Genomic DNA, 20,345 nt, shown 5'->3' with positions numbered 1-20,345 from the left:
TCAAAACCATGCAAGAAGTGAACCAGCTCTTGAGTTGACTGCGATAAGCGACTAACACCGGCGGCGGGCAGATTGCAATGTGGCAAACTCATCCATTAACTTTTGCTCCTGACGCGCCAGACGCTGTTCCCGCTCTGTGTGTTTTTTTTCCAGCAGCCATTCAACCGACTTTCGTTCAGTACGGGCCTGTTGCCAGAACTCAGCGCATTTCTCTACCTGACGTTCAAATTCACGGCCGGCCGCTCCCTGCTGAACCAGAGTTTCGTCTAACTGACCCAGGAATTTATGCAGATGGCTGAACTGGCTGGCCGTCAGTCCATTCTGACCACGCTCGGTCAATTGCAGGCAGTAATCGTAGCGGTATTTTTCAATTTGTTCGCGTTGCTGATAAAAGCTGTCCAAATCCCGCTTAGCCTGCTGAAGTGCCAGAAACGCGTTATGTTCTTTGTCTTTGACCTGTTCAAGAATCAGGTTCAGTGCCTGATCAGACATCCGCGCCTCCGGTCATGCCGCTTAGGTGTTTCATCCTCAGGCTCCCAGCGCAGAACGGAGCATGTTGACACACATGTCATAAGGAACCGACTCTTTCATTGTCTGCTGTAAGTACTGATCCAACCTGGGTTTTAACGTAAAGGCCTGGTCAATCGCCGGATCTGAGCCGGGTTTATAGGCGCCGATAGACACCAAATCCTGATTTTTGCGGCAAATAGACAATATCTGCCGAACCGCTTTCGACATCAGCATCTGCTCTTCATCCACTATGGCTGGCATAACACGACTGACAGAGCGTTCAACATCAATGGCCGGATAATGGCCGGCATCGGCCATCTCACGTGACAACACGATATGGCCGTCAAGAATCGCTCGTGATGCATCGGCGATAGGATCCTGCAAGTCATCGCCTTCGGTCAGCACAGTAAAAAATGCCGTGATCGACCCCTGATGATCGCCGCCATTGCCGGCGCGCTCAACCAGGGCCGGGAGCTTGGCAAACACAGAGGGCGGATACCCTTTGGTGGCTGGTGGCTCACCAATCGACAGAGCAATTTCACGCTGCGCCTGAGCAAAGCGAGTGAGCGAGTCCATCAGCAATAAAACATCTAAGCCCTGATCGCGGAAATATTCCGCCACGGTCAGGGCAGTCTGGCACCCTTTCAGGCGCATCAGAGGAGAAGCATCAGCAGGGGCTGCCACCACAACCGCGCGCTGGCGGCCTTCTTCACCTAAGATCTCATCAATAAATTCTCTGACTTCGCGGCCACGCTCACCAATCAGTCCGACCACCACCACTTGCGCCGTAGTGCCCCGGGTCATCATGCCCAGAGTGACAGATTTACCCACCCCGGAACCGGCAAACAGGCCAATGCGCTGGCCTTTACCTACGGTCAGCAGCCCATTAATGGCTTTTAATCCGACATCCAAAGGTTCACTGATTGGTTTTCTTGCGAGAGGGTTGATGGGCTCCGCATTCAGTGCGGCCCGGGCCGAGGTATAAATCTGTCCTTTGCCGTCCAGGGGATTTCCCATGCCGTCAATAACCCGGCCAAGCAACTCAGGACCCACCGGCAGGCCACCGTCGCTCATCACAGGCGTGACTTTAGCGCCGGGCATCACCCCGGTCAGCTGCTCACTGGGCATCAGGTACAGGGTGTCACCACTGAATCCGACAACTTCGGCTTCGATACTGCCCTGTACCGCCTCGACACGGCACACACTGCCAACAGGCGCCCGGCAACCAATGGCTTCCAGCGTTAAACCGACCACGCGCACCAGCCGCCCGGAGGCCACGGGGCGACAGGCTAGCCCCTGTAAGCGGTAGCTACCCAGCCGCTGCGACAGGGTCATTCCGCGCTATCCTGTGATGAACTGTCAGCAGGGCGCTGATTCATGCCCAGAAACTGGCTCAACAGATGACGAACACGATCTTCCATTCGATAATCCACCGCAGAATCACCGGCACTGAGCTGGACATCACCGCGCTCAAGCCCCGGCTCTGCCAGCAACTGCCAGCGACGGTTATCCAGTTCCTGCTGGCTGTACGCGGCAGTTACCAGCGCAAGATCGTCCGGATGCAGTTGCACAGTGATCGACTGAGAGGCCAGCGGCAAAGTGGCAATGGCTTCTCGTAACGTGGACAAAATAACCTGCGAATTGGTCTGCACTTCAACCCGGATTAACTCACGAGTCAGCACGCTGACCATCTCCACCAGCTGGCTTTCTACCTGCTGATCAACCTGCTGTAAGGGTTGGGCGAGTTTGTCAAAAACCTGCGTTAGATGAGCCACATGCTGATCAACCAGTTCCTGTCCGGCAGCCAGTCCTTCTTCCCGGCCAGCCTCCAGCCCTTCCTGATGACCGGCGGCAGCACCTTCCTGCCTTCCGGTTTCAAAGCCTTCAGCATGACCGGCAGCCCGGCCTTCGGCCAGTCCTTCTTCATAGGCTGACTGGCGGATATCATCCAGATCGGCAGCGGTCAGTGGCTGGGGAGCCTGCTCCTCTTCCGGCACTTCTCTCGGGCGCCAGCCCGGATCATAATTTAATGCGTTCTCAACCGGGCCGCGATCTTCATCGCTATAATCGGGATAAGCCCAGCGTTCCAGTTCTTCTGCCTGGTGGCCACTCAGGCGGACAAAGCCCCGACGGCGTTCAATCGTCATTGTGCTTCCCCGGCTGAATTAGAGGTATTCATCCTGCCCACCGCCGCCATTCAGCATCAACTCGCCGGCTTCAGAAAGACGACGGGCAATAGACAGAATTTCTTTCTGTGCTGCTTCCACATCGGAGACACGTATCGGCCCCATCGCTTCAAGGTCATCCATCAGCAATTCAGAAGCACGCTTGGACATATTGCGCATAATTTTCTCGCGCAACATATCGTCGGCCCCTTTGAGCGCTTTTTGCAGCAGTTCCTGAGGCACTTCCCGCAGCAGGCTCTGGATACCCCGGTCGTCCACTTCGGCCAGGTTCTCGAACACGAACATCAGGTCTTCGATCTGAACGGCCATCTCCTCGTCGTTCTCGCGGATCTGATCCATCAACAGACCTTCGATATTGTTGTCGAGGTAGTTCATGATATCGGCTGCCGCCTTCATGCCGCCAATTTTCGCGGCCTGAGCACCAGCCTGACCTGCAAACTGCTTCTCCATGATGTCGTTCAGCTCATGCAGGGCAGCAGGCTGAACTTCTTCCAGATTCGCAATACGCATCATCAGATCCAGGCGCACGCGCTCAGGGAACTGGGATAAAATCTCTGCCGATTGCTCAGGATCCAGATACGACAACACGATAGTCTGAATCTGCGGGTGTTCATTGAGAATGATGCTGGCCACCTGACGTGGATCCATCCATTTGAGAGAATCCAGGCCGCGGGAGCCACTGCCCATCAGGATCTGATCAACCAGATTATTGGCTTTATCTTCACCCAGTGCGGCGATCAGGGTATTGCGGACGAAGTCGGCGCTGCCCATACCAATGCTGGTGTATTTCTGGATATCGGTCAGGAACTGGCGGTGCACAGCCGTCACCTTATCATTGCTCAGTTCCTTCATACTGGCCATCGCCCCACCCACGCGCTGAACCTGCTTGGGTTCCAGGTGGCGTATGATGGAAGCCGCATCCTGTTCATTCAGACTGAGTAACAGGATGGCTGCTTTATCCGTTCCACTTAAGCTATTAATGTCGAACGGTTTTTCATCTGTAGTCGCGACTTCATTTGCCATCTTCGTATACCCAGTTCTTCACAACCTGAGCCGCCAGATCCGGTTCGTTGGCCACCAGTGCACGCACGGCTTTCAGTAAGTCGTCGTCTTTGTGCAGATTTGGCAGATCCAGGTTGTTATTGGTTAAATCGATACCGTCAACACCGTCCAGATCGGCCCCTATCAGATCTGAACCGTCACCCGCCATGATAGGCAGACCATTCTCATCCAGAGGTGTACCATCGGCAGCCTGGTTCGGATAGAGCAGTTTGCGCATGGCAGGGCGTACCAGCACCACCAGCACGACTATGATAACCAGCGCTGCAGCCAGCCAGCGAATCCAGGTATTGAAATTCGGGTGTTCCCAGATAGGCAAGTCGACAATGCGTTCTTGCTCCTGAGTGGCGAAAGGTACGGAAATCACTTCCAGCATATCGCCGCGATCCTGCAGGAAGCCAACCCCGCCCATCAGCAGACGACGGATTTTCACCAGCTCTTCTTCGGTCACCGGAATACGGGTCATTTCGCCGGTTTCCGGATTGATCTGCGGCTTATAATTCACTGCCACTGAAACCGTCTGACGGCTGATAGTGCCGGTTTGCGAACGCTTATGACGGATAGTGGTATCCAGTTCAAAATTTCGCGTTGCTTCCCGGTGCACCGAGCCGTTGCCGCCTTTACCGGTTTGTAAATCAATCACATCCTGCGGTATCGCTGAATCCTGCGGCGGCTGATTACTCAGCGCGCCCGGAATACCCGCTACAGACTGGCCGTTGTTGTAATCTTCCAGCGTATATTCACTGCGGGTAGACGGCGTATTGGGATCAAAACGTTTTTGCGTTTCTTCCTGGGCACTGAAATCCATCGAGACATCGACCTGAGAGGTGTAGTTACCCAGCCCCAGGACAGGAATTAAGATTGCATCGATCTTTTCGCGCAAGGCTTGCTCTTGTTTGCGCTCCAGTTCGTATTCTTTCCGGCGTGCCGTGGCTGCCGGATCTTCAGTACCGGAGCTGAGCAGACGACCGTGTTGATCTGTGACTGTGACACGGCTGGGTTTCAGGCCCGGCACGGCGGTAGAGACCATATCAACAATGGAGTCCACTTCCTGCTGACCCAGCGTGCCACCTGTACTCAGGGTCAGAAATACACTGGCCGTCGCTTCCTGATTATGACGGACAAAAACGCTTTGCTTGGGCATCGCCAGCAGTACCTGCGCTTTGCGCACTTGTCTGATCTGCTCTATGGCTCTTGCCAGCTGACGTTCGCGACTCAGTTTCAGCCGTTCTTGTTCAAGACGCTGTGAAACACCAAATCCCATATCCTGCAGCAGGATATCATCACCTTCCGCCGTCGGGTTATTCAGTCCGGCACGGGTCAGCTCCAGCTTAAGTGCGCCGTATTTATCAGCCGGCACCCTGATGGTATTGCCTTCCAGCTGGTATTCAATTTGCTTCTGGTCAAAATGATCCAGAATCGGAATCAGCTCTTCAGTGGAGAAATTACCCAGCGGACGCATTTCCGGTTCTTTGAGCCAGGCGACGACCAGCACTATCAAAGCGACACAAATAGCCACTGACAGCACCAGAATAATCTGACGCAGCAAATCAAGGTTGCCCAGCATGCTGTCAACACGTGTGCTGGCACTCTTCTCTTCAAGATCCGGATTTTGCAGATCCAGGTCGCTGTTGGCAACGACAGGAGCTGCAGCACTACCCGCTATGGCGAGTTCGTTGGATGTTTGTTCCGACACTCACTTAATTCCTGAATTAAACCGGCATATTCATCAGTTCTTTATAAGCTTCAACCAGCTTATTTCTAACCTGGACGGTTGCTTCGAAAGCCACGCTGGATTTATTTCGCGCGATCATGACATCTGACAGCGAAATGCTGCGATCGCCCTGATCAAAACGACTGGTCATCTCACTGGATGTATTCTGTAATCCGTTAACCGTTTGTATCGCATCTTGCAGGGCTGCACCAAAATCAGCACTGACCTTAGCGCCAGTCGCCGGACGTGACGCATTGCTGGCTTCCATTTGCATTGCCTGCATTTCTGACATAAATCCGTTGACTTTCATAGGTTATCTCCGTGGTACTTTTTTGACACAATCTAAATTGATCGCATCTTAAAAGATAAAGTTGTGCAAGCTTAACGCCAAAAATATGAAATTAATCTGTTAATTCCGCTTTTATGGTCAAACTGGGATCTCGATTCCGGCGTCCCGCATCTTGGCTAATTTATACCTGAGCGTGCGCGGGCTGATGCCTAATCGCTCCGCCACTTCTTTTCGTTTGCCTTCGCAGGCCTGTATGGCTTCCAGAATAATGGCAAATTCCTGTTCGCGAAGTTCGCTGCCCAGGCTGTCAGCCCCTGACACACCAGGTGGTATCACATGTACCGATGTGTCGTTCACTTCCTGCGATGCCACCGGAGCCAGGCTGATAGCATGCTGCAGGCTGTGTGAATCCATCCAGTCCATGCCTTCCAGCAAAATATGTTCGCCACCTATGTCGGCATCACCGGCCAGAATCAGTGCGCGCTGGACAACATTATCCAGCTCCCTGACATTACCGGGCCAACCATACTGAAGCAGTTTGGCTTGCGCGGCAGCAGAAAAGACCGGCGATGGCATGCCCTGTTTCTTGCAATGCCGATCAGCCAGGTGACTGGCCAGCGGCATAATATCGCCCGGACGTTCAGACAGCGACGGCCAGACAAGCGGAAAAACATTCAGGCGGTAGTACAAATCCTCCCGGAAATTTCCTTCCGCCGCATATTGTTTCAGATCCCGGTTACTGGTGGCCAGCACCCGCACATCCAGTTTGATACTTTTCCTGCTGCCTAAACGCTCGACTTCTCGCTCTTGCAAGACACGCAGCAGTTTCGCCTGCAGGTTCAGGTCCATCTCACTGATCTCATCCAGCAAGATGGTACCGCCCTGTGCCTGTTCAAATTTTCCCGGACAGGCCTGAACCGCACCGGTGAAGGCGCCTTTTTCATAACCGAATAAGGTCGCTTCCAGCATATTGTCGGGAATGGCGGCACAATTGATCGCGATAAAAGGCCCCTCACGGCGCAGTGAGTGCTCATGGATGTATCGCGACATGACTTCTTTGCCCGAGCCGCTCGGCCCGAGTACCATCACGCTGGCGTCAGTCTGCGCGACTCTTTCGGCCAGCGCCAGTAATTTCAGGCTTTTCTCATCAGCGGCTATCGCCTGGCTGCTGACCGCTTGCACAGGCGCGTAGCGGCTGACCATGTTCAGTAACACTTCCGGAGCAAAAGGCTTTGCCATGTAATCAATGGCGCCGTCTTTCATTGCCAGTACAGCATCTTCAATATTGGCATAGGCTGTCATTAGCAGTACCGGCAGTTTGGGCCAGTGTTGCTTGATATTTCGCAGCAGGCCCAGTCCGTCCATACCGGCCATTTGAACATCGGATACCACAATATCCACCTGCTCAGATTTCAACAGCAACAGGGCTTGTTCGGCACTGTCTGCTTCCAGCCACTGATAACCTGCCAGCGCCAGTGTATCCACTAAAGCTTCACGCAGACCTTCGTCGTCCTCAACGATCAGTACTCGGCTCGTCATTGCCTGTCTCCTGTTGCTGTTAATTCATAGTCTTGCTCATGGCTTTCTGCCTTAGGCAGGCTGAGCGTAAATGAGGCGCCTTCTCCCGGGGTGGAAAACAGCGAAAGGCTGCCATTGTGGGCTTTTGCCACCATCTGCACCACGGCAAGCCCTAAGCCTGTGCCTTGCTGGCGGGTAGTGAAAAAAGGCTCCAGCACTTTTTTCTGCATCTCAGGGGCAATGCCGGGACCGTTATCGGTAATGCTGAGGTGAATCATGTCGGCGTCGCAGTGTACCGACAAACAGACTTTGCATGCTTTGCCTGACATCTGAATGGCATTGGTGATCAGATTGCTGATCGCACTCGCCAGGGCATTCACATTACCCAGAACACTGGGGCTCTCATCATCACACTCAATCGAGAAATCCACCTGATTGGACACCACCTGGGCCTCTATCATGGCGTCCAGTTCATTGAACAAGGCTTCGAGCGTAAAAGGTGCCACCACTTTGTTATCACCGCCTTTGGCAAACAGCAGCATGTCATTGACCTGCTTTTCCAGATCCCGCAACCTGTCCATCAGTTTGCTCTGGAACCTGTCGCGGGTTTGCGCGGTCAGCTGAGGCGCGGCCAGATTTGCAGCATATAGCATGGCACTGGACAGCGGTGTTCTGACCTGATGCGCCAGCGAAGCAACCATACGGCCCAGTGAGGATAAGCGTTGCATCTCACTGAAGCGGGACTGCAACAGGCGGGTTTCTGTCATGTCAGTGATCACGATAAGCTGTCCACTGGCTGACGCGGAGATGGCCAGTTTGACTTTACGACCACTGCGTAAAGAAATTTCATGGCCGTCATCTTCCTGAGGCGCAAAGGCACGCTGTATGACATCCAGCCAGCGTTCCCCGGCCAATGGCTCTCCTAACAGGCGGACAGCTTCAGGGTTGGCCTCACATACCATTCCCATTCCATCGAGCAAGATCACGCCAGTCGGCATGACTTCAATCACTTGCTTATACCGGCTGACCTGTTGACTCAGGTTTCCCAGCGGGGAGACAGACTGCCCTTCTTCCACCTTACACCTACTTTCGCATTGTCCTTTGTTACACTAAATAAGCACTTTTTATGCCAAAAATATTCAACAAAAAACAACAAGTTATGGTAAGCCCATAAAAAAAGAGTGATGTCAGAATATTGACATCACTCCTGTCAGAGTCTGGAGTACTGCATAAAAGTTACAATACTCCAGGATAAATTTTTACTCGCTGATGCTATTCGCGCACAGACTCTTCACGCACAGACTCTTTGGTCGAGATATTGTACTTACGCATTTTTTCGACCAGGGTTGTGCGTCGCATGCCCAGCATGTCGGCTGCCCGAGCAACCACCCCACCCTGCGCTTCGAGTGCCTGACGAATCATGTCAATCTCAAGATCTGCCAGCATTTCTTTCAGGTTAAGGCCTTCAGGTGGTAAATCGCTGAAACCGAAACTCTCGTCCTGCTCATCATAACTGTCGGCGAAGACATCGGCTAACATCGCACGTTCTTGTTCCTCAACAGACATCATGCGCTCTTCAGGACGGAAATCCGGCAAATCACAGTACCTGTATTTCACCGGTAAATGGTTCACATCCACCATTTCACCCGGATAGAGAATCATCAAGCGCTCGACCAGATTGGCAAGTTCACGCACGTTGCCTGGCCAGTCATGCTCCATCAAAGAGGTGATCGCTCTCGGGGTAAAATGCACCGATCTCGCCCCTTCAGCTTCCATCCGGGACAGTAATTCCTGCAGCAGCAGAGGGATATCTTCCAGTCGCTCACGTAACGGCGGCGTTTCAATCGGGAATACATTCAAACGATAAAACAGGTCTTCCCGGAACAGGTTTTCTGCAATCATAGTATCCAGATTACGGTGGGTCGCGGCAATAATGCGGACATTGGCTTTAATACTCTGATTGCCACCCACACGTTCAAAGCAACGTTCCTGAATAACGCGCAGCAGCTTAACCTGCATCGGCATCGGCATATCACCGATTTCATCCAGGAAAAGCGTACCGCCTTCCGCCAGTTCAAACCGCCCTTTGCGTGAGGATATCGCGCCGGTAAATGCGCCTTTCTCATGACCAAACAGCTCACTTTCCAGCAGCTCAGCTGGGATTGCGCCGCAATTGACTGGCACAAACGGGCCTTTACCACGAGAGGAGTGGTAGTGAATATTACGGGCAACGACTTCTTTACCTGTACCGGATTCACCAAGGATCAACACACTGGCGTCCGTCCCTGCAACCTGTTCAATCAGGTAACGGACCTGACTGATACTGTCACTGCGCCCGACCATACTGCGAAACAGGGTATTTTTTCGGGACAGTTGCGGCACCTGAAAATGATTTTTGCCCTGGAATTCCTGACAATGACGCAGCGCATCCATCAACTGGCTGTAGTGCAGAGGATGGGCCAGGGTGCCGACAAAATTCGGCATGCCTGAGACTGCTTTTTCATGCTGAGGCATGGATAACACAGGAATGTGATATCGCTGACGCAGTTGTTCCAGCACCTGATTCTGTTTTTTAACAGAATGGATATTGCCAATCAAACAGGCGCCCCAGGGTTGTTCCCACAGTGCGCCTTCAGCCTCATCGGTGGATATCGCTTCATGCTGCTCACCGACAAAATTAAGGATCACGCTGAGATCGTGACGGTGCTGCGGGTCGTCATCAATGACGAGGGTCTTAGCTAAACCTTGCATAGAAGTGATATTTGCCTGTCTTTATGTATTCTTATGGCGTATTCAAACGGAACAGCAACCAAAACTGATGCTGCCCATTGTAATAAAAGAACAGGACTTGGCAACCGGGCACAGTGAAAAGCTGTGAGCCCAGTGCCACGGAATTACGCCGGATACACAATTAATAGACTATTAACGGCCAAAATCGTGCGGGGGAAGTAGGAAGCTGAATACTGACTCGTAAACGGATTAATACTCCATCTGAGTAATATTGTGATGCTCAGGAGGAATCTGATCCCACGCTGACTTCAGTTCCCTTAACATGTCGATCACTTCATCAACATGCTCTACTTCGTTTTTCTGGTTGGCTTCGGTGATTTTTTCAATCATATACAGATACAGCGAGTCCAGATTGCTGGCAATCTCGCCGCCATCATCAAATGACAGACAGCCACGCAAGCTGATGATGATATCCAGAGCTTTACCGAGGCGCTCACCTTTGATGGCAATTGATCCTTGCTCCATAGCCGCTTTACCCTGAATCAAACGCTCTATGGCACCCGCCATCAGCATTTGAATCACACGGTGAGGTGATGCGGATGTTAACTGACTGTCTACTGAGACTCGTTTATAAGCCTGTAGATTTCCTCTCATGCTCATGATGTTACCTTAACGAAATTGATTATATGCCTGCAGCGAACGTTGTCCGTGCTGTAATCGTTTCAGTTGACTTGCTGACTTTTCGCGCCTTTCGCGCAATCTTGTCAGCAAATCCGATGTTCGGGTTATTGCTTCCTGCCAGCTGACTTGATCCAGCATTTCTGGCACGGCTTTAAGATCATTCAGCACCGTCTGGCGATCCGCCAGCAAGCGGTACAGGGTGTCCACGTCAATGTCCGTACCGTCATTGATAAGCTGATTCAGCTGCTGATCAATGTCGGCCAGGGTTTGCATCATCTTGTTTGACACTGCCTTCCCTCTTGTTATCCGCTATTACATCTGCGGCATCATACTCATCATTGATCCCAGTTGGCTCTGCATCTGCCCCATGGCATGATCCATTGCAGAAAACTGGTCGTGGGTGCGCTGATAGACGCCTTCCATCCGGCGTTCCAGATCGCGCTGATCATCATTGAGCGTTAACACCTGCTCATTGATGCTTTTCTCCCGGTTCGAGATACTACCGGTCACACCTGTATAAGCATGTAACATATCTTCAATCCGACGGGCAAAACCTTTACGGCTGCCAAAAAATTCACCGACAGCAGCAAAATTCTGGTTCAGTTGCCTGTCGAGTTTATCGTAGTCAACTTCCAGATGCCCGCTCAGTGTGGTTGTCACACCCAGCTCACTCAGGGTCTGCAAACTCGATGGCCCTTCTTCCAGCGGCGTACTGAATGCGTTTCGCAGTTGCTGAACCGATGAGCGCAGCATACTGTCACCAACCAGCGGCCCTTTGTTCTGGGTATTCGGGTCAAATTTACCCAGTTCCAGAGCGGTGTCGTAAAACTGATTGTAAGCGTTCACAAACCGTTCGATCTGTGCCCCGGCCTTGTCTTTGTCGTAGCCGATTTCAATCACGGCTTGCGGTTTTTCGGCATTCGCTGACAGTTGCTTTAAATCTATATCCAAACCGGGAATCGCATCTGTCAGGGTATTGGTGTCGCTCGTCACTTCTGCCAGGCCGTCAATGAGCACTTTGGCATCAGAGGCAGCCTGCATTTCCTGCATTGGGCTGCCGGGATTACCGGTATCAAACGCAAAAGACTGCAACGGACTGCCGGCTTGCGCCTCGACAGTCACTTTCAGCGGATTGCCAGCCCCTGTTTTATCGGAGTTCAGCACCAACCGGGCGCCGCTGGCATCCTTAATAACAGTGGCGAGCACGCCTTTGTTATCCGGATGACGGTTTATCTCACGAACCACATCCAGCAGTTTGGTTTGATCCTGGTCGAATGAAACGTCAAAAGACTGACCACCGACGGACAGTGTCAATTTTCCGGCACCCATTGCCGTTTTATCATCAACCGGCTGGGACGCTATTTTATGCGAGGTCGCCAGTTGCTTGACTTCAACGGAATACCGCCCGGGCTGCGCTTCATGGCTGGCACGGACAGACACCAGATCCTGATTGTCTGAAGAAGCGGTACGCTCAGCCAGTGTATGGTTCTGCCTGATGTCTGCCATCAGGGTTTTCATACCATCCAGTGCACCTTTCAGGCGCCCGTAAGCACTCAGCTCAACATTGGCCTGCTCTTTTCGCTGATTGATGCGCTCTTCTTTTGGCGCCCGCTCTGCGGCGACAATCTTGTCGACCATGGCATTGATATCCAAACCGGATGCCGTACCCATTGCGCCAATATTCATCTACAACCTCAATCAGTTACTATTACACTTTGGTGGTCAAAAGCCCGGTGGTATAGGTAGCTATCTGACGTGACAGCGCCAACATATCTTCATCGGGGATCTGCCGGACCACTTCACCGCTTGCTTTTTCATAAACGGTAACGACCTGACGTCCAGACTCTTCATCAATTCTAAATGCCAGCCCTTTATTCATTGAGCCGACAAAATCTTCAATACTTTCCACCAGTTTCTCTAATTGCTGGCGATGTAACTGCTGCTGTTCTTCCAACCTGGCCGACTGCTCTACGCGTCTGACGTCCGTGTTCGCTGCCACACCTGAGGTATTGTGCCCTGGGGTTGCGACCGCCAAAGAATCTTCGCGTGGATGACCAACAGAAGGGTTTGCAACATCTGTGCCAACAGGTGATTTCGCACCGGTTGAAGAAAAGCGGGATAGAAATGAAGGGTTTAATACAGATTTTACGTCCATTTTCTGACACCTTCTGATCGAAAAAAGCGGCAAGGGCTTGCCCCTGCCGCTTTACTGAACGGATTAGCCCAGCAGGCTCAGTGCCGCCTGAGGCGCCTGCTTCGCTTGCGCCAGGATAGAGGTCGACGCTTGCTGCAGGATTTGGTTCTTAGTCAGGTTTGTGGTTTCTTTCGCAAAGTCAGTATCACGGATACGACTGTTAGAAGAAGTCACGTTTTCATTGATGCTGTTCAGGTTGCTGATGGTGTGATCCATACGGTTTTGTTTCGCACCCAGCTCTGCACGGTGTGAATCAACAAACTGCATAGCACCATCCAGAATGGCCGCTGCTTGCTGTGCACCACCGACTGTGCTGACATCCAGCTGAGACACTGTGATATTAGCCGCTGTGCCTGCAATTGAGGCATCCACAGCATTACCCGCAGTATCAGTCATTGCGATAGTACCGGTAGTCACACCGACAGTACCGTTAGATGAGAAAATTTGCAGCTCACCTTTTTCAGAAACAGACGCATTGATCTGGTCATTCTGGCCGTTGATACGGGTCGCGATTTCTTCGATATCGTCACCACCAACCAGGTCGATGCTTACCGCTGTCGCATTACCGTCAGCATCCGTTACGCTCAGCTCGATGGTTGTATCTGCATCCAGGGTAGAGTTTTTATCTGCCACCTGGTTAGTTGAAACCATCAGGCTACCACCCATGTCAGCGCTGTCAGAACGCATATTTTTCAGCGTAAGCTGTACGGCTTCACCGGAATCTGCACCCACCTGGAACGCACGGGTACCGAATGAACCATTCAGCAGCTTCTGACCACCGAAAGACGTGGTTTCCGCGATACGGTTCAGTTCATCATTCAGTGCTGTTACTTCTTCCTGAATCGCTTTACGGTCGTCATCTGAGTTAGAACCGTTCGCCGATTGCAGAGACAGGTCACGCATACGTTGCAGGATGCTGGTGGTTTCTTGCATCGCACCTTCAGCAGTCTGAGACATTGAGATACCGTCGTTGGCGTTACGTACTGCTACGTCAAGGCCACGGCTCTGAGTCATCAGACGGTTAGAAATTTGCAGACCTGCTGCGTCATCTTTTGCACTGTTGATGCGTGAACCGGTAGACAGGCGCTCCATAGAAGCTGCTGTATTATCGCTAGCTTTGTTCAGGTAACGCTGAGCGGTCATTGCAGAAACGTTAGTGTTTACTGTAACTGCCATAGTAATTCTCCTTACTTGTGCTTCTTTGTGGCTTGACCAGCTCAGCCGGCAAGTCCGAGTTATTCTTCGTACATCACCTTTAACGGCACTGGTGAAGAAAGCTTTAAGATTTTTTTTGAAATTTTTTTACTGGGCAAAAAAGTGTGAAACTGAACACAATCAACAATGAATCAGAATTCATTACCTTGATTAAGCAGTGGCGCACTTTCTTGTTCTATAAGGGTTATCGGCGGTAAGGAAGAAAACTTTACAGGATTTTTTTGCTATTTATTTGCTAATTTTTTATTGGCTGGCACCAATAAAAAACGGCAAGGTATTGCCACCTTGCCGTTTAATCAAAATACTGCGTTTAGAGGTTACTGCAGTAAGTTCAGTGCAGACTGCGGAATCTGTTTGGCTTGAGCAAGAATAGAGGTACTTGCTTGCTGCAGAATCTGATTCTTAGTCATATCTGTTGTCTCTTTCGCAAAGTCGGTATCACGGATACGGCTGTTCGAGGCAGACACATTTTCAGAGGTATTGGCCAGGTTATTGATGGTGTGCGTCAGACGATTTTGCTTTGCACCCAAATCGGCTCGCATGCTGTCGATATATTTCAGCGCCGAGTCAATCAGAGGAACAGCACGCTGCGCCCCACCTGCAGTTGATACATCGACTTGCGAGACAGTAATATCAGTCGCCGTACCGGCGATATCACCCGCGACAGTCGTTCCGTCGCTGTTGATCATGCTGATCGCACCATTGGTGACACCCACGGTACCGTCACTGGAGACCAACTGAAGCTCGCCTTTCTCGGTCACGGACGCATTAATCAGCCCATTCTGGCCATTAATACGGGTGGCAATTTCTTCCACATCATCACCGCCAATAAGACCGATAGCCACTGGCGTGACCGTGCCGTCTGCTGCCGTAACACTCAATTCAATATTGGTATCAGCGGCCAGCGTTGCATCCGGTTGAATCGTCGTGGTCGAGACCAGCAAGCTGCCGCCCATTTTCGCTTCGTCGGCACGGACACTGTCCAGACCGACAACAATCGCTTCACCGGCATCCGCACCGACCTGGAAGGCCGCTTCACCGAAAGTACCATTGAGCAGTTTACGGCCACCGAACGAAGTGGTTTCCGCGATACGGTTCAACTCGTCCTGCAACGCGGTAATTTCTTCCTGGATAGCAACACGGTCGTCATCCGAGTTGGCACCGTTCGCCGATTGCAGCGACAGATCACGCATACGTTGCAAAATACTGGTGGATTCCTGCATCGCACCTTCTGCGGTCTGCGCAATTGAAATACCGTCATTGGCATTTCGCATCGCCACGTTCAGACCACGCGTCTGCGCAATCAGACGGTTGGAAATCTGTAAACCGGCCGCATCGTCTTTGGCGCTGTTAATGCGGCTACCCGTAGACAGGCGCTCCATGGATTGGCTCAGGCCCTCAGATGCTTTGTTGAGGTAGCGCTGCGCAGTCATGGCAGACACGTTGGTGTTCACTGTTACACCCATTTTGCTCTCCTTTGACTTTTCGCTGTTAGCGAAACAGCTACCCGCAACGTCAACCCATCAGAGAGTGAAGCGGGACCAGCGTTAGTAAAAATGTCGTTAATGAAAATCACAATAATACTTTAGCAATTAGTGTGCCATAAATAATAAGTCTTTATTTTCATGGCTTTGCACTCTATTTCAGTGGCAATTGAAGCAAAGCGGCAAAGCCATGCCAGCTCATTGAACCGCTCTGCCGCCAAGCCTTGCCGCCCGGCAAGTTGACAGCGGCAAAGATAAAACAAAGCCCCTTACCTAAAATGCCGATAAAGGGGCTCATTAAACGGACAGCCGAGACCGGAAGTTAGATATAGTTGAACAGGCTAAGGTTTTTAGTTTTCGCAAACGCCTGCTGGGAAGCCTGCAACGCCAGCATATTTTCATTGAGCTCCACCACGGCTTTGCCATAGTCCAGATCTTCCAGCGTACCGCGTGCTTTATTGATCACCAGCTTAAAGTCTTCATGCATATCGGCCTGACGATCCAGGGTCTGCAGCCGGGTGCCGACTTCTGATCGCGCCCGGTTAATATGCTTGAACGCCTGTGAAAACTCTTCTGCCACCTGGTGCAATTCAGCGGTTGCTGAGGCATCAGAAGGTGCGCGGGCAGAGACTTCAATTCCGCGTTTGAAAGAATCAAACAGACTGAAAGTATCCTGCCGGCTCAGGGTGATCTGATCACCGTCTGTCACTTCGCCTTCCAGCTGTACCGACAGTGTCCCCCACTCGATTCCGCGTTTCGGATCAAAGGGCTGACTGTCAACCAGCAAACCATCCTGATAAAGATCGTAAACCGCCCCTGACCCCGTCTGCGTAAAATCAATGGTATAGCTGGCATTGTCTGAGTGGTTGTTATTCCGGGCATGCGACAGCAGCAACAGCGAACCAGACTGCAGATCGTAATCCGGCTGATAATCGCCGTACGGGTTCTCGATGTTCATAAACAACTTGTCGCCCGGATCATTCACAGGCACTTCGACGTTCGGCGACACTTTAGACATCCGCTGATAGCTGTCGCCGACATAACTGACATTGCCGTTGCCGTCACGGAAAAACGGCTGTTTGTCGTACTGATTGCCCGCAAAAACAAAGTTACCGGATTCATCCTGGGTATTGACTAAGTGGATAACGGAATCAAACAGCCCTCGCAAATCCTGCATGTGTGCAATTCGGTCATCATCTGACAACGAACCGTTCACCATAGACATGGTTTTGCGTTTGGCGTCATCGAGCAGGGTTTCCGCATCGGAAATCGCGGTTTCTTCACTGTTCAGGCGATTACGTGCCAGGGTGATAGAGCGCAGCGACTGATCAATTTCCGTATTTTGCTGTGAAAAATTCTGCACATAGATAGAGGCAACCGGATCGTCCCCGGCGGTCAGCAATTGCTTGCCGGACGCCAGTTGTTCCTGGTTATCCGCGACTTTCACTTGTTGACGGTTCATATCATTCGCCACGGACTGATAGTTATGAAAGCTGGCAATTCGGCTAATCATACGGCTTTAACTCCTTATCGCGCGGCATTAAGCAAAGTATTAAAGGTTTCGTTCGCCACCGTCATAATGCGGGACGATGCCATGTAGGCCTGCTGGAACTTCATCATGTTTGCGGCTTCTTCATCCATGTTGACGCCGGATATTTCAGCCACACGGCTCTCTGCAGCTTCTTTTTCCTGACGACCCACTTCTTTCAGACGTGCGGCCGATGCGCGCTGCACACCCATTTCGGTGTTCAGCCCCTCATAGACGTCGATCACGCTGGATCGGCCTTTATTCATGAGCTTCATATCCTGAAGATCCTGCATTTTGATCAGGTTCCCGTTATCGCCGGTGGCCGCATTCAGGTTAACGGCAAAGACGTCACCGCCTGCCGCACCATTACTCAGGGTGAACCCGGTGCCGCCGACCACCACCTGCCCGCTTGGCGGATAAGGCTGCGGAGCCTGCAGCACATTGCCCTGCATATCCAGCACCGCAAACTGCGAGGAGTCGGGTGATACCGCAACCTGGAATTCACGTAACGGGCCGGGAGATGTAATAGCAAACTCGGCTTTTCCCTGCGCCTGCGTTGCAGAGCTGAGATAACTCTGCGCTGCAATTTTTGCCGGATCTGTCATTTCAGCCTGCACGTCTCTGGCCGCATTGCGGGTAGGCCGCAGCAGGATTTTTTCGCCGCTGGCAATCGGAGCGGCAATTTCTATCCGCACGCCATCAACATCGAAACTCGGCGGCAGGCCACTCGGAATGACGGACTGCGAAGAACCATCCGGCATTTTCAGCGTATGCTGACTGCCGTTGAATCCCAGCTCGTACTCACCGGCCTGCAACTTGCTGAGATCCTGTATATACACCTTCACCTGCGCACTTGAGCCCTGGGGGATCAGCGCGCGGGAGGCGGCAACCTCAGGGGCATTGACATCGGTAAACATGGCCTCACCCACCTGACCGTTCAGATCCAGCCCCTGTGACTGAAGCTGATTCACCGACTCGGTGAAACCTATGGTCATTTTGCCCAGCTCATCCATCACCTGTGGCAAGGTTTTGTCACGGTATTCAAACAGTGACGCCAATTTGCCGCCAACATCGTCCGAGCTAATGGCTTTCAGGGATTTACCTGCCACCACTGCCAGCTGGGTCTGTTGCGGATCCGGATCGCCATTGATCATTTGCAGCTCGCTGGAATGGGTCCCGGACACCAGGGTATGGCCACTGCCGATCAGGACGTTGAAGGTTTCCGCGTTCTTGCGCGTGACCGTGACTTTGGTGTAAGTCGACAGCTCATTGATTAACTGCTGATGTCTGTCCATCAGGTCGTTATCTGCGCCGCCGGCCGGGGTTTTCAGCAAAGCCTGATGGATTTCCACCAGCTCGCGGCCAATGTCATTCACTCTGTGCAGGGTTTTTGCCAGTACGTCATTGGTGACGTCTTTCTGTTCGGCCAGAACCCGGTGGGTGTCATTCAAACCGGCCGCAACCATTTTGGCTTTTTCCAGCACCACTTTGCGGGTGCCCAGATCATTGGGGCTGTCAGCCATTGCTTTGACGGCGTCGTACCACTGGTTCATATCCTGCGGCACCTGACTGGCACTGTTTGCCAGCAGCTTATCCAGCCGCTCCAGCTGGCCGTCGCGCTCAGTGGCGTAACTGTGATTGGTCGTGGTGAGGTTCAGCTCGTTAGTGGCAAACTGATCATAACCGCGGCGAACTTCTGCCGCGTGTACGCCCGTGCCGTAGTTATTGCCGCCCCACCACAGGGGATCGTTGGTCTGCTGCACCACAGACTGGCGGCTGTAACCATCCGTATTGACGTTGTTGATGTTATGGCTGGTGGTATTCAGCTGCCTTTGCGCTGTTAACACACCTTGAGAGCCCAAACTGAGCAAATCGAACGCCATTGCGCCTCCAGAAAACCTCGGGGGGAGTTACTTTACTGGAGATTAATAAGCAAAAATCATTCCAATATTTATGTTTTTATTTTTCATGTAGTTACAAAGACAGGTAGCCTGAAATGGGCAATTCGTTGCCGGAAAGGGGGAGCAGGAAGTTTTGCTGGAAAACCGCTGGCGACATCGGCTCGGCACATCGCTGACATGCCGTGATCTGAGAATTCCGCCTGCGTGGGAATAACACTAAATCAATGAATTTTAGTGACATTTATCATCCCCGCTCGGCGGGGATCCAGTGACTTTAATGACACTTATTTCATCAGCTTTTTCACTGACTCCATCACATTGATGATTTTATCAGCGTATTTCGGATCGGTGGCGTAACCGGCCTGATGCAGGTTACGGATAAAACGGCGCGGATCTTGCGGCGAGGCCAGTGCCTCTGAATAACGCGGGTTGTCGTTCAGAAAACGGACATAGTCGTTGAAGCTGTCTTCATAGCTATTGTAAGAGCGAAATGCCGCCCGCTCCTGAACCGGAATGCCGTCATGGTATTCCAGCGTCTGAGTGGCCACTTTATTGCCGGCCCAGCGTGGGTCCGCTTTGATGTTGAACAGATTATTACTGTCGCCTGCCGCATTTTTAACCACTTTTTTACCCCAGCCGGTTTCCAGCGCCGCCTGCGCAATCAGCACTGCCGGATCGGTGCCCAGCATGCCTGCCGCTTTTTCAGCAAACGGACGCATACGGGTCACGAAATCTTCCGGCGAGGAAAACGGTTTTTCCTGCGGCTGGCGCAGTGGCGAACGAACAAGATCAGCTGGCGTGGTGGCAGAAGCTGCTGGTATCGCCGCTTGTTCCGGCGCGGACGCAATCTTATCTTTAGCCGCCGTGTCTATAGCTGTTGTATCTTTGGCAGCGAAGACTTTAGCAAGCACATCATCGGCAGACACCTGACGCGACTGCTGAATGGCCTCGAAACCGGCGGCTTTTTCTTGCGCCGCTTTCGCCTGCTCTTCCGGTGTTGCCGGTGGCTGCTCTAATGCGCTGAGCTGTTCTACGATCAGATCAGCCAAACCAAGCGAACCGCGGGCGCTGAGTTCACTGGACATTTGCTCGTCGCGCATTTCTTCAAAAAACTTGGTGTTTGAGCTGCTCATCAGATCAGACTCAAAGGCTTCATTGGCCTGACGCATCGATTTAAACAGCATTTGAGTGAACAGGGCTTCAAACTGCTCTGCTGCTGCTCTCAAAGATTCCGTATCCCCTTTGCCTTTGATGCCAGCACGAAGTCTGTCAAGATTAGCAAGGTCGTTGACAAAGCCTGGATCCGTCGGTTTCATCGTCAGTTATCTGCCTGTAA

Annotated in this window: 17 protein-coding genes and 2 pseudogenes; all 19 read right to left on the bottom strand. The window is 52.1% G+C overall.

Features of this window, described 5'->3' with window-relative positions; translation table 11 throughout:
• Window positions 1-51: 51 nt before the first annotated feature.
• The 19 genes and pseudogenes from fliJ to flgJ all read right to left on the bottom strand — a co-directional run bounded on the left by fliJ (window position 52) and on the right by flgJ (window position 20,325).
• Complete coding sequence (gene fliJ, locus IFO68_RS04065) at window positions 52-492, bottom strand: flagellar export protein FliJ (RefSeq protein ID WP_192014703.1); 441 nt, start codon at window positions 490-492, stop codon at window positions 52-54.
• Between the two features lie 36 nt (window positions 493-528).
• A complete protein-coding gene (gene fliI / locus IFO68_RS04060; RefSeq protein ID WP_192014702.1) occupies window positions 529-1,845 on the bottom strand; it encodes a flagellar protein export ATPase FliI in 1,317 nt (438 codons plus the stop codon).
• A complete protein-coding gene (gene fliH, locus IFO68_RS04055) occupies window positions 1,842-2,657 on the bottom strand; it encodes a flagellar assembly protein FliH (protein WP_192014701.1) in 816 nt (271 codons plus the stop codon). The genes fliI and fliH overlap by 4 nt, the downstream gene beginning before the upstream one ends.
• 18 nt (window positions 2,658-2,675) lie before the next feature.
• Window positions 2,676-3,719 carry a flagellar motor switch protein FliG gene (fliG, locus tag IFO68_RS04050; RefSeq protein WP_046219526.1) on the bottom strand — a complete coding sequence of 348 codons (1,044 nt, stop codon included), beginning with the start codon at window positions 3,717-3,719 and terminating at the stop codon, window positions 2,676-2,678.
• Window positions 3,709-5,451, bottom strand: coding sequence for a flagellar basal-body MS-ring/collar protein FliF (gene fliF / locus IFO68_RS04045; RefSeq protein ID WP_192014700.1), 1,743 nt, complete (start codon window positions 5,449-5,451; stop codon window positions 3,709-3,711). Before fliF ends, fliG begins: the two co-directional genes overlap by 11 nt.
• Window positions 5,452-5,467: 16 nt before the next feature.
• Window positions 5,468-5,779, bottom strand: coding sequence for a flagellar hook-basal body complex protein FliE (gene fliE / locus IFO68_RS04040; protein WP_027253934.1), 312 nt, complete (start codon window positions 5,777-5,779; stop codon window positions 5,468-5,470).
• Window positions 5,780-5,896: 117 nt separating this feature from the next.
• Window positions 5,897-6,067 (bottom strand): annotated as a pseudogene (locus IFO68_RS22125) (helix-turn-helix domain-containing protein); the annotation flags it as partial.
• 80 nt (window positions 6,068-6,147) lie between these two features.
• Window positions 6,148-7,297: pseudogene (locus IFO68_RS04035) on the bottom strand (sigma-54-dependent transcriptional regulator); the annotation flags it as partial.
• On the bottom strand, window positions 7,294-8,352 hold the full coding sequence (locus IFO68_RS04030; protein WP_336510258.1) for a sensor histidine kinase: 1,059 nt from the start codon (window positions 8,350-8,352) through the stop codon (window positions 7,294-7,296). The gene IFO68_RS04030 and the pseudogene IFO68_RS04035, both read right to left, overlap by 4 nt.
• A 196-nt stretch (window positions 8,353-8,548) precedes the next feature.
• Window positions 8,549-10,027, bottom strand: coding sequence for a sigma-54 dependent transcriptional regulator (locus IFO68_RS04025; RefSeq protein WP_192014698.1), 1,479 nt, complete (start codon window positions 10,025-10,027; stop codon window positions 8,549-8,551).
• 228 nt (window positions 10,028-10,255) lie between these two features.
• On the bottom strand, window positions 10,256-10,660 hold the full coding sequence (fliS, locus tag IFO68_RS04020; protein ID WP_192015039.1) for a flagellar export chaperone FliS: 405 nt from the start codon (window positions 10,658-10,660) through the stop codon (window positions 10,256-10,258).
• 15 nt (window positions 10,661-10,675) lie between these two features.
• A complete protein-coding gene (locus IFO68_RS04015) occupies window positions 10,676-10,975 on the bottom strand; it encodes a flagellar rod protein FlaI (RefSeq protein WP_192014697.1) in 300 nt (99 codons plus the stop codon).
• Between the two features lie 24 nt (window positions 10,976-10,999).
• Window positions 11,000-12,373 (bottom strand): flagellar filament capping protein FliD, encoded by a 1,374-nt coding sequence (gene fliD / locus IFO68_RS04010; protein WP_192014696.1) that lies wholly within the window; start codon window positions 12,371-12,373, stop codon window positions 11,000-11,002.
• A gap of 22 nt (window positions 12,374-12,395) precedes the next feature.
• The gene (locus IFO68_RS04005) at window positions 12,396-12,842 is read right to left on the bottom strand and encodes a flagellar protein FlaG (protein ID WP_192014695.1); all 447 of its coding nucleotides are present in this window, start codon (window positions 12,840-12,842) and stop codon (window positions 12,396-12,398) included.
• 63 nt (window positions 12,843-12,905) lie between these two features.
• The gene (locus IFO68_RS04000) at window positions 12,906-14,057 is read right to left on the bottom strand and encodes a flagellin (protein ID WP_192014694.1); all 1,152 of its coding nucleotides are present in this window, start codon (window positions 14,055-14,057) and stop codon (window positions 12,906-12,908) included.
• Between the two features lie 356 nt (window positions 14,058-14,413).
• Window positions 14,414-15,562, bottom strand: a complete 1,149-nt coding sequence (locus IFO68_RS03995; RefSeq protein ID WP_192014693.1) for a flagellin — start codon at window positions 15,560-15,562, stop codon at window positions 14,414-14,416.
• 340 nt (window positions 15,563-15,902) lie between these two features.
• Window positions 15,903-17,093: a flagellar hook-associated protein FlgL gene (gene flgL, locus IFO68_RS03990; RefSeq protein ID WP_192014692.1), complete on the bottom strand. Its 1,191-nt coding sequence runs from the start codon at window positions 17,091-17,093 to the stop codon at window positions 15,903-15,905.
• A gap of 14 nt (window positions 17,094-17,107) precedes the next feature.
• Window positions 17,108-18,991: a flagellar hook-associated protein FlgK gene (gene flgK, locus IFO68_RS03985; RefSeq protein WP_192014691.1), complete on the bottom strand. Its 1,884-nt coding sequence runs from the start codon at window positions 18,989-18,991 to the stop codon at window positions 17,108-17,110.
• A gap of 302 nt (window positions 18,992-19,293) precedes the next feature.
• Window positions 19,294-20,325, bottom strand: coding sequence for a flagellar assembly peptidoglycan hydrolase FlgJ (flgJ, locus tag IFO68_RS03980; RefSeq protein WP_192014690.1), 1,032 nt, complete (start codon window positions 20,323-20,325; stop codon window positions 19,294-19,296).
• Window positions 20,326-20,345: the final 20 nt, after the last annotated feature.

Source organism: Photobacterium arenosum (assembly GCF_014841115.1).
GTDB classification, from domain to species: domain Bacteria; phylum Pseudomonadota; class Gammaproteobacteria; order Enterobacterales; family Vibrionaceae; genus Photobacterium; species Photobacterium arenosum.
This window is presented reverse-complemented; position numbering and strand designations above follow the sequence as displayed.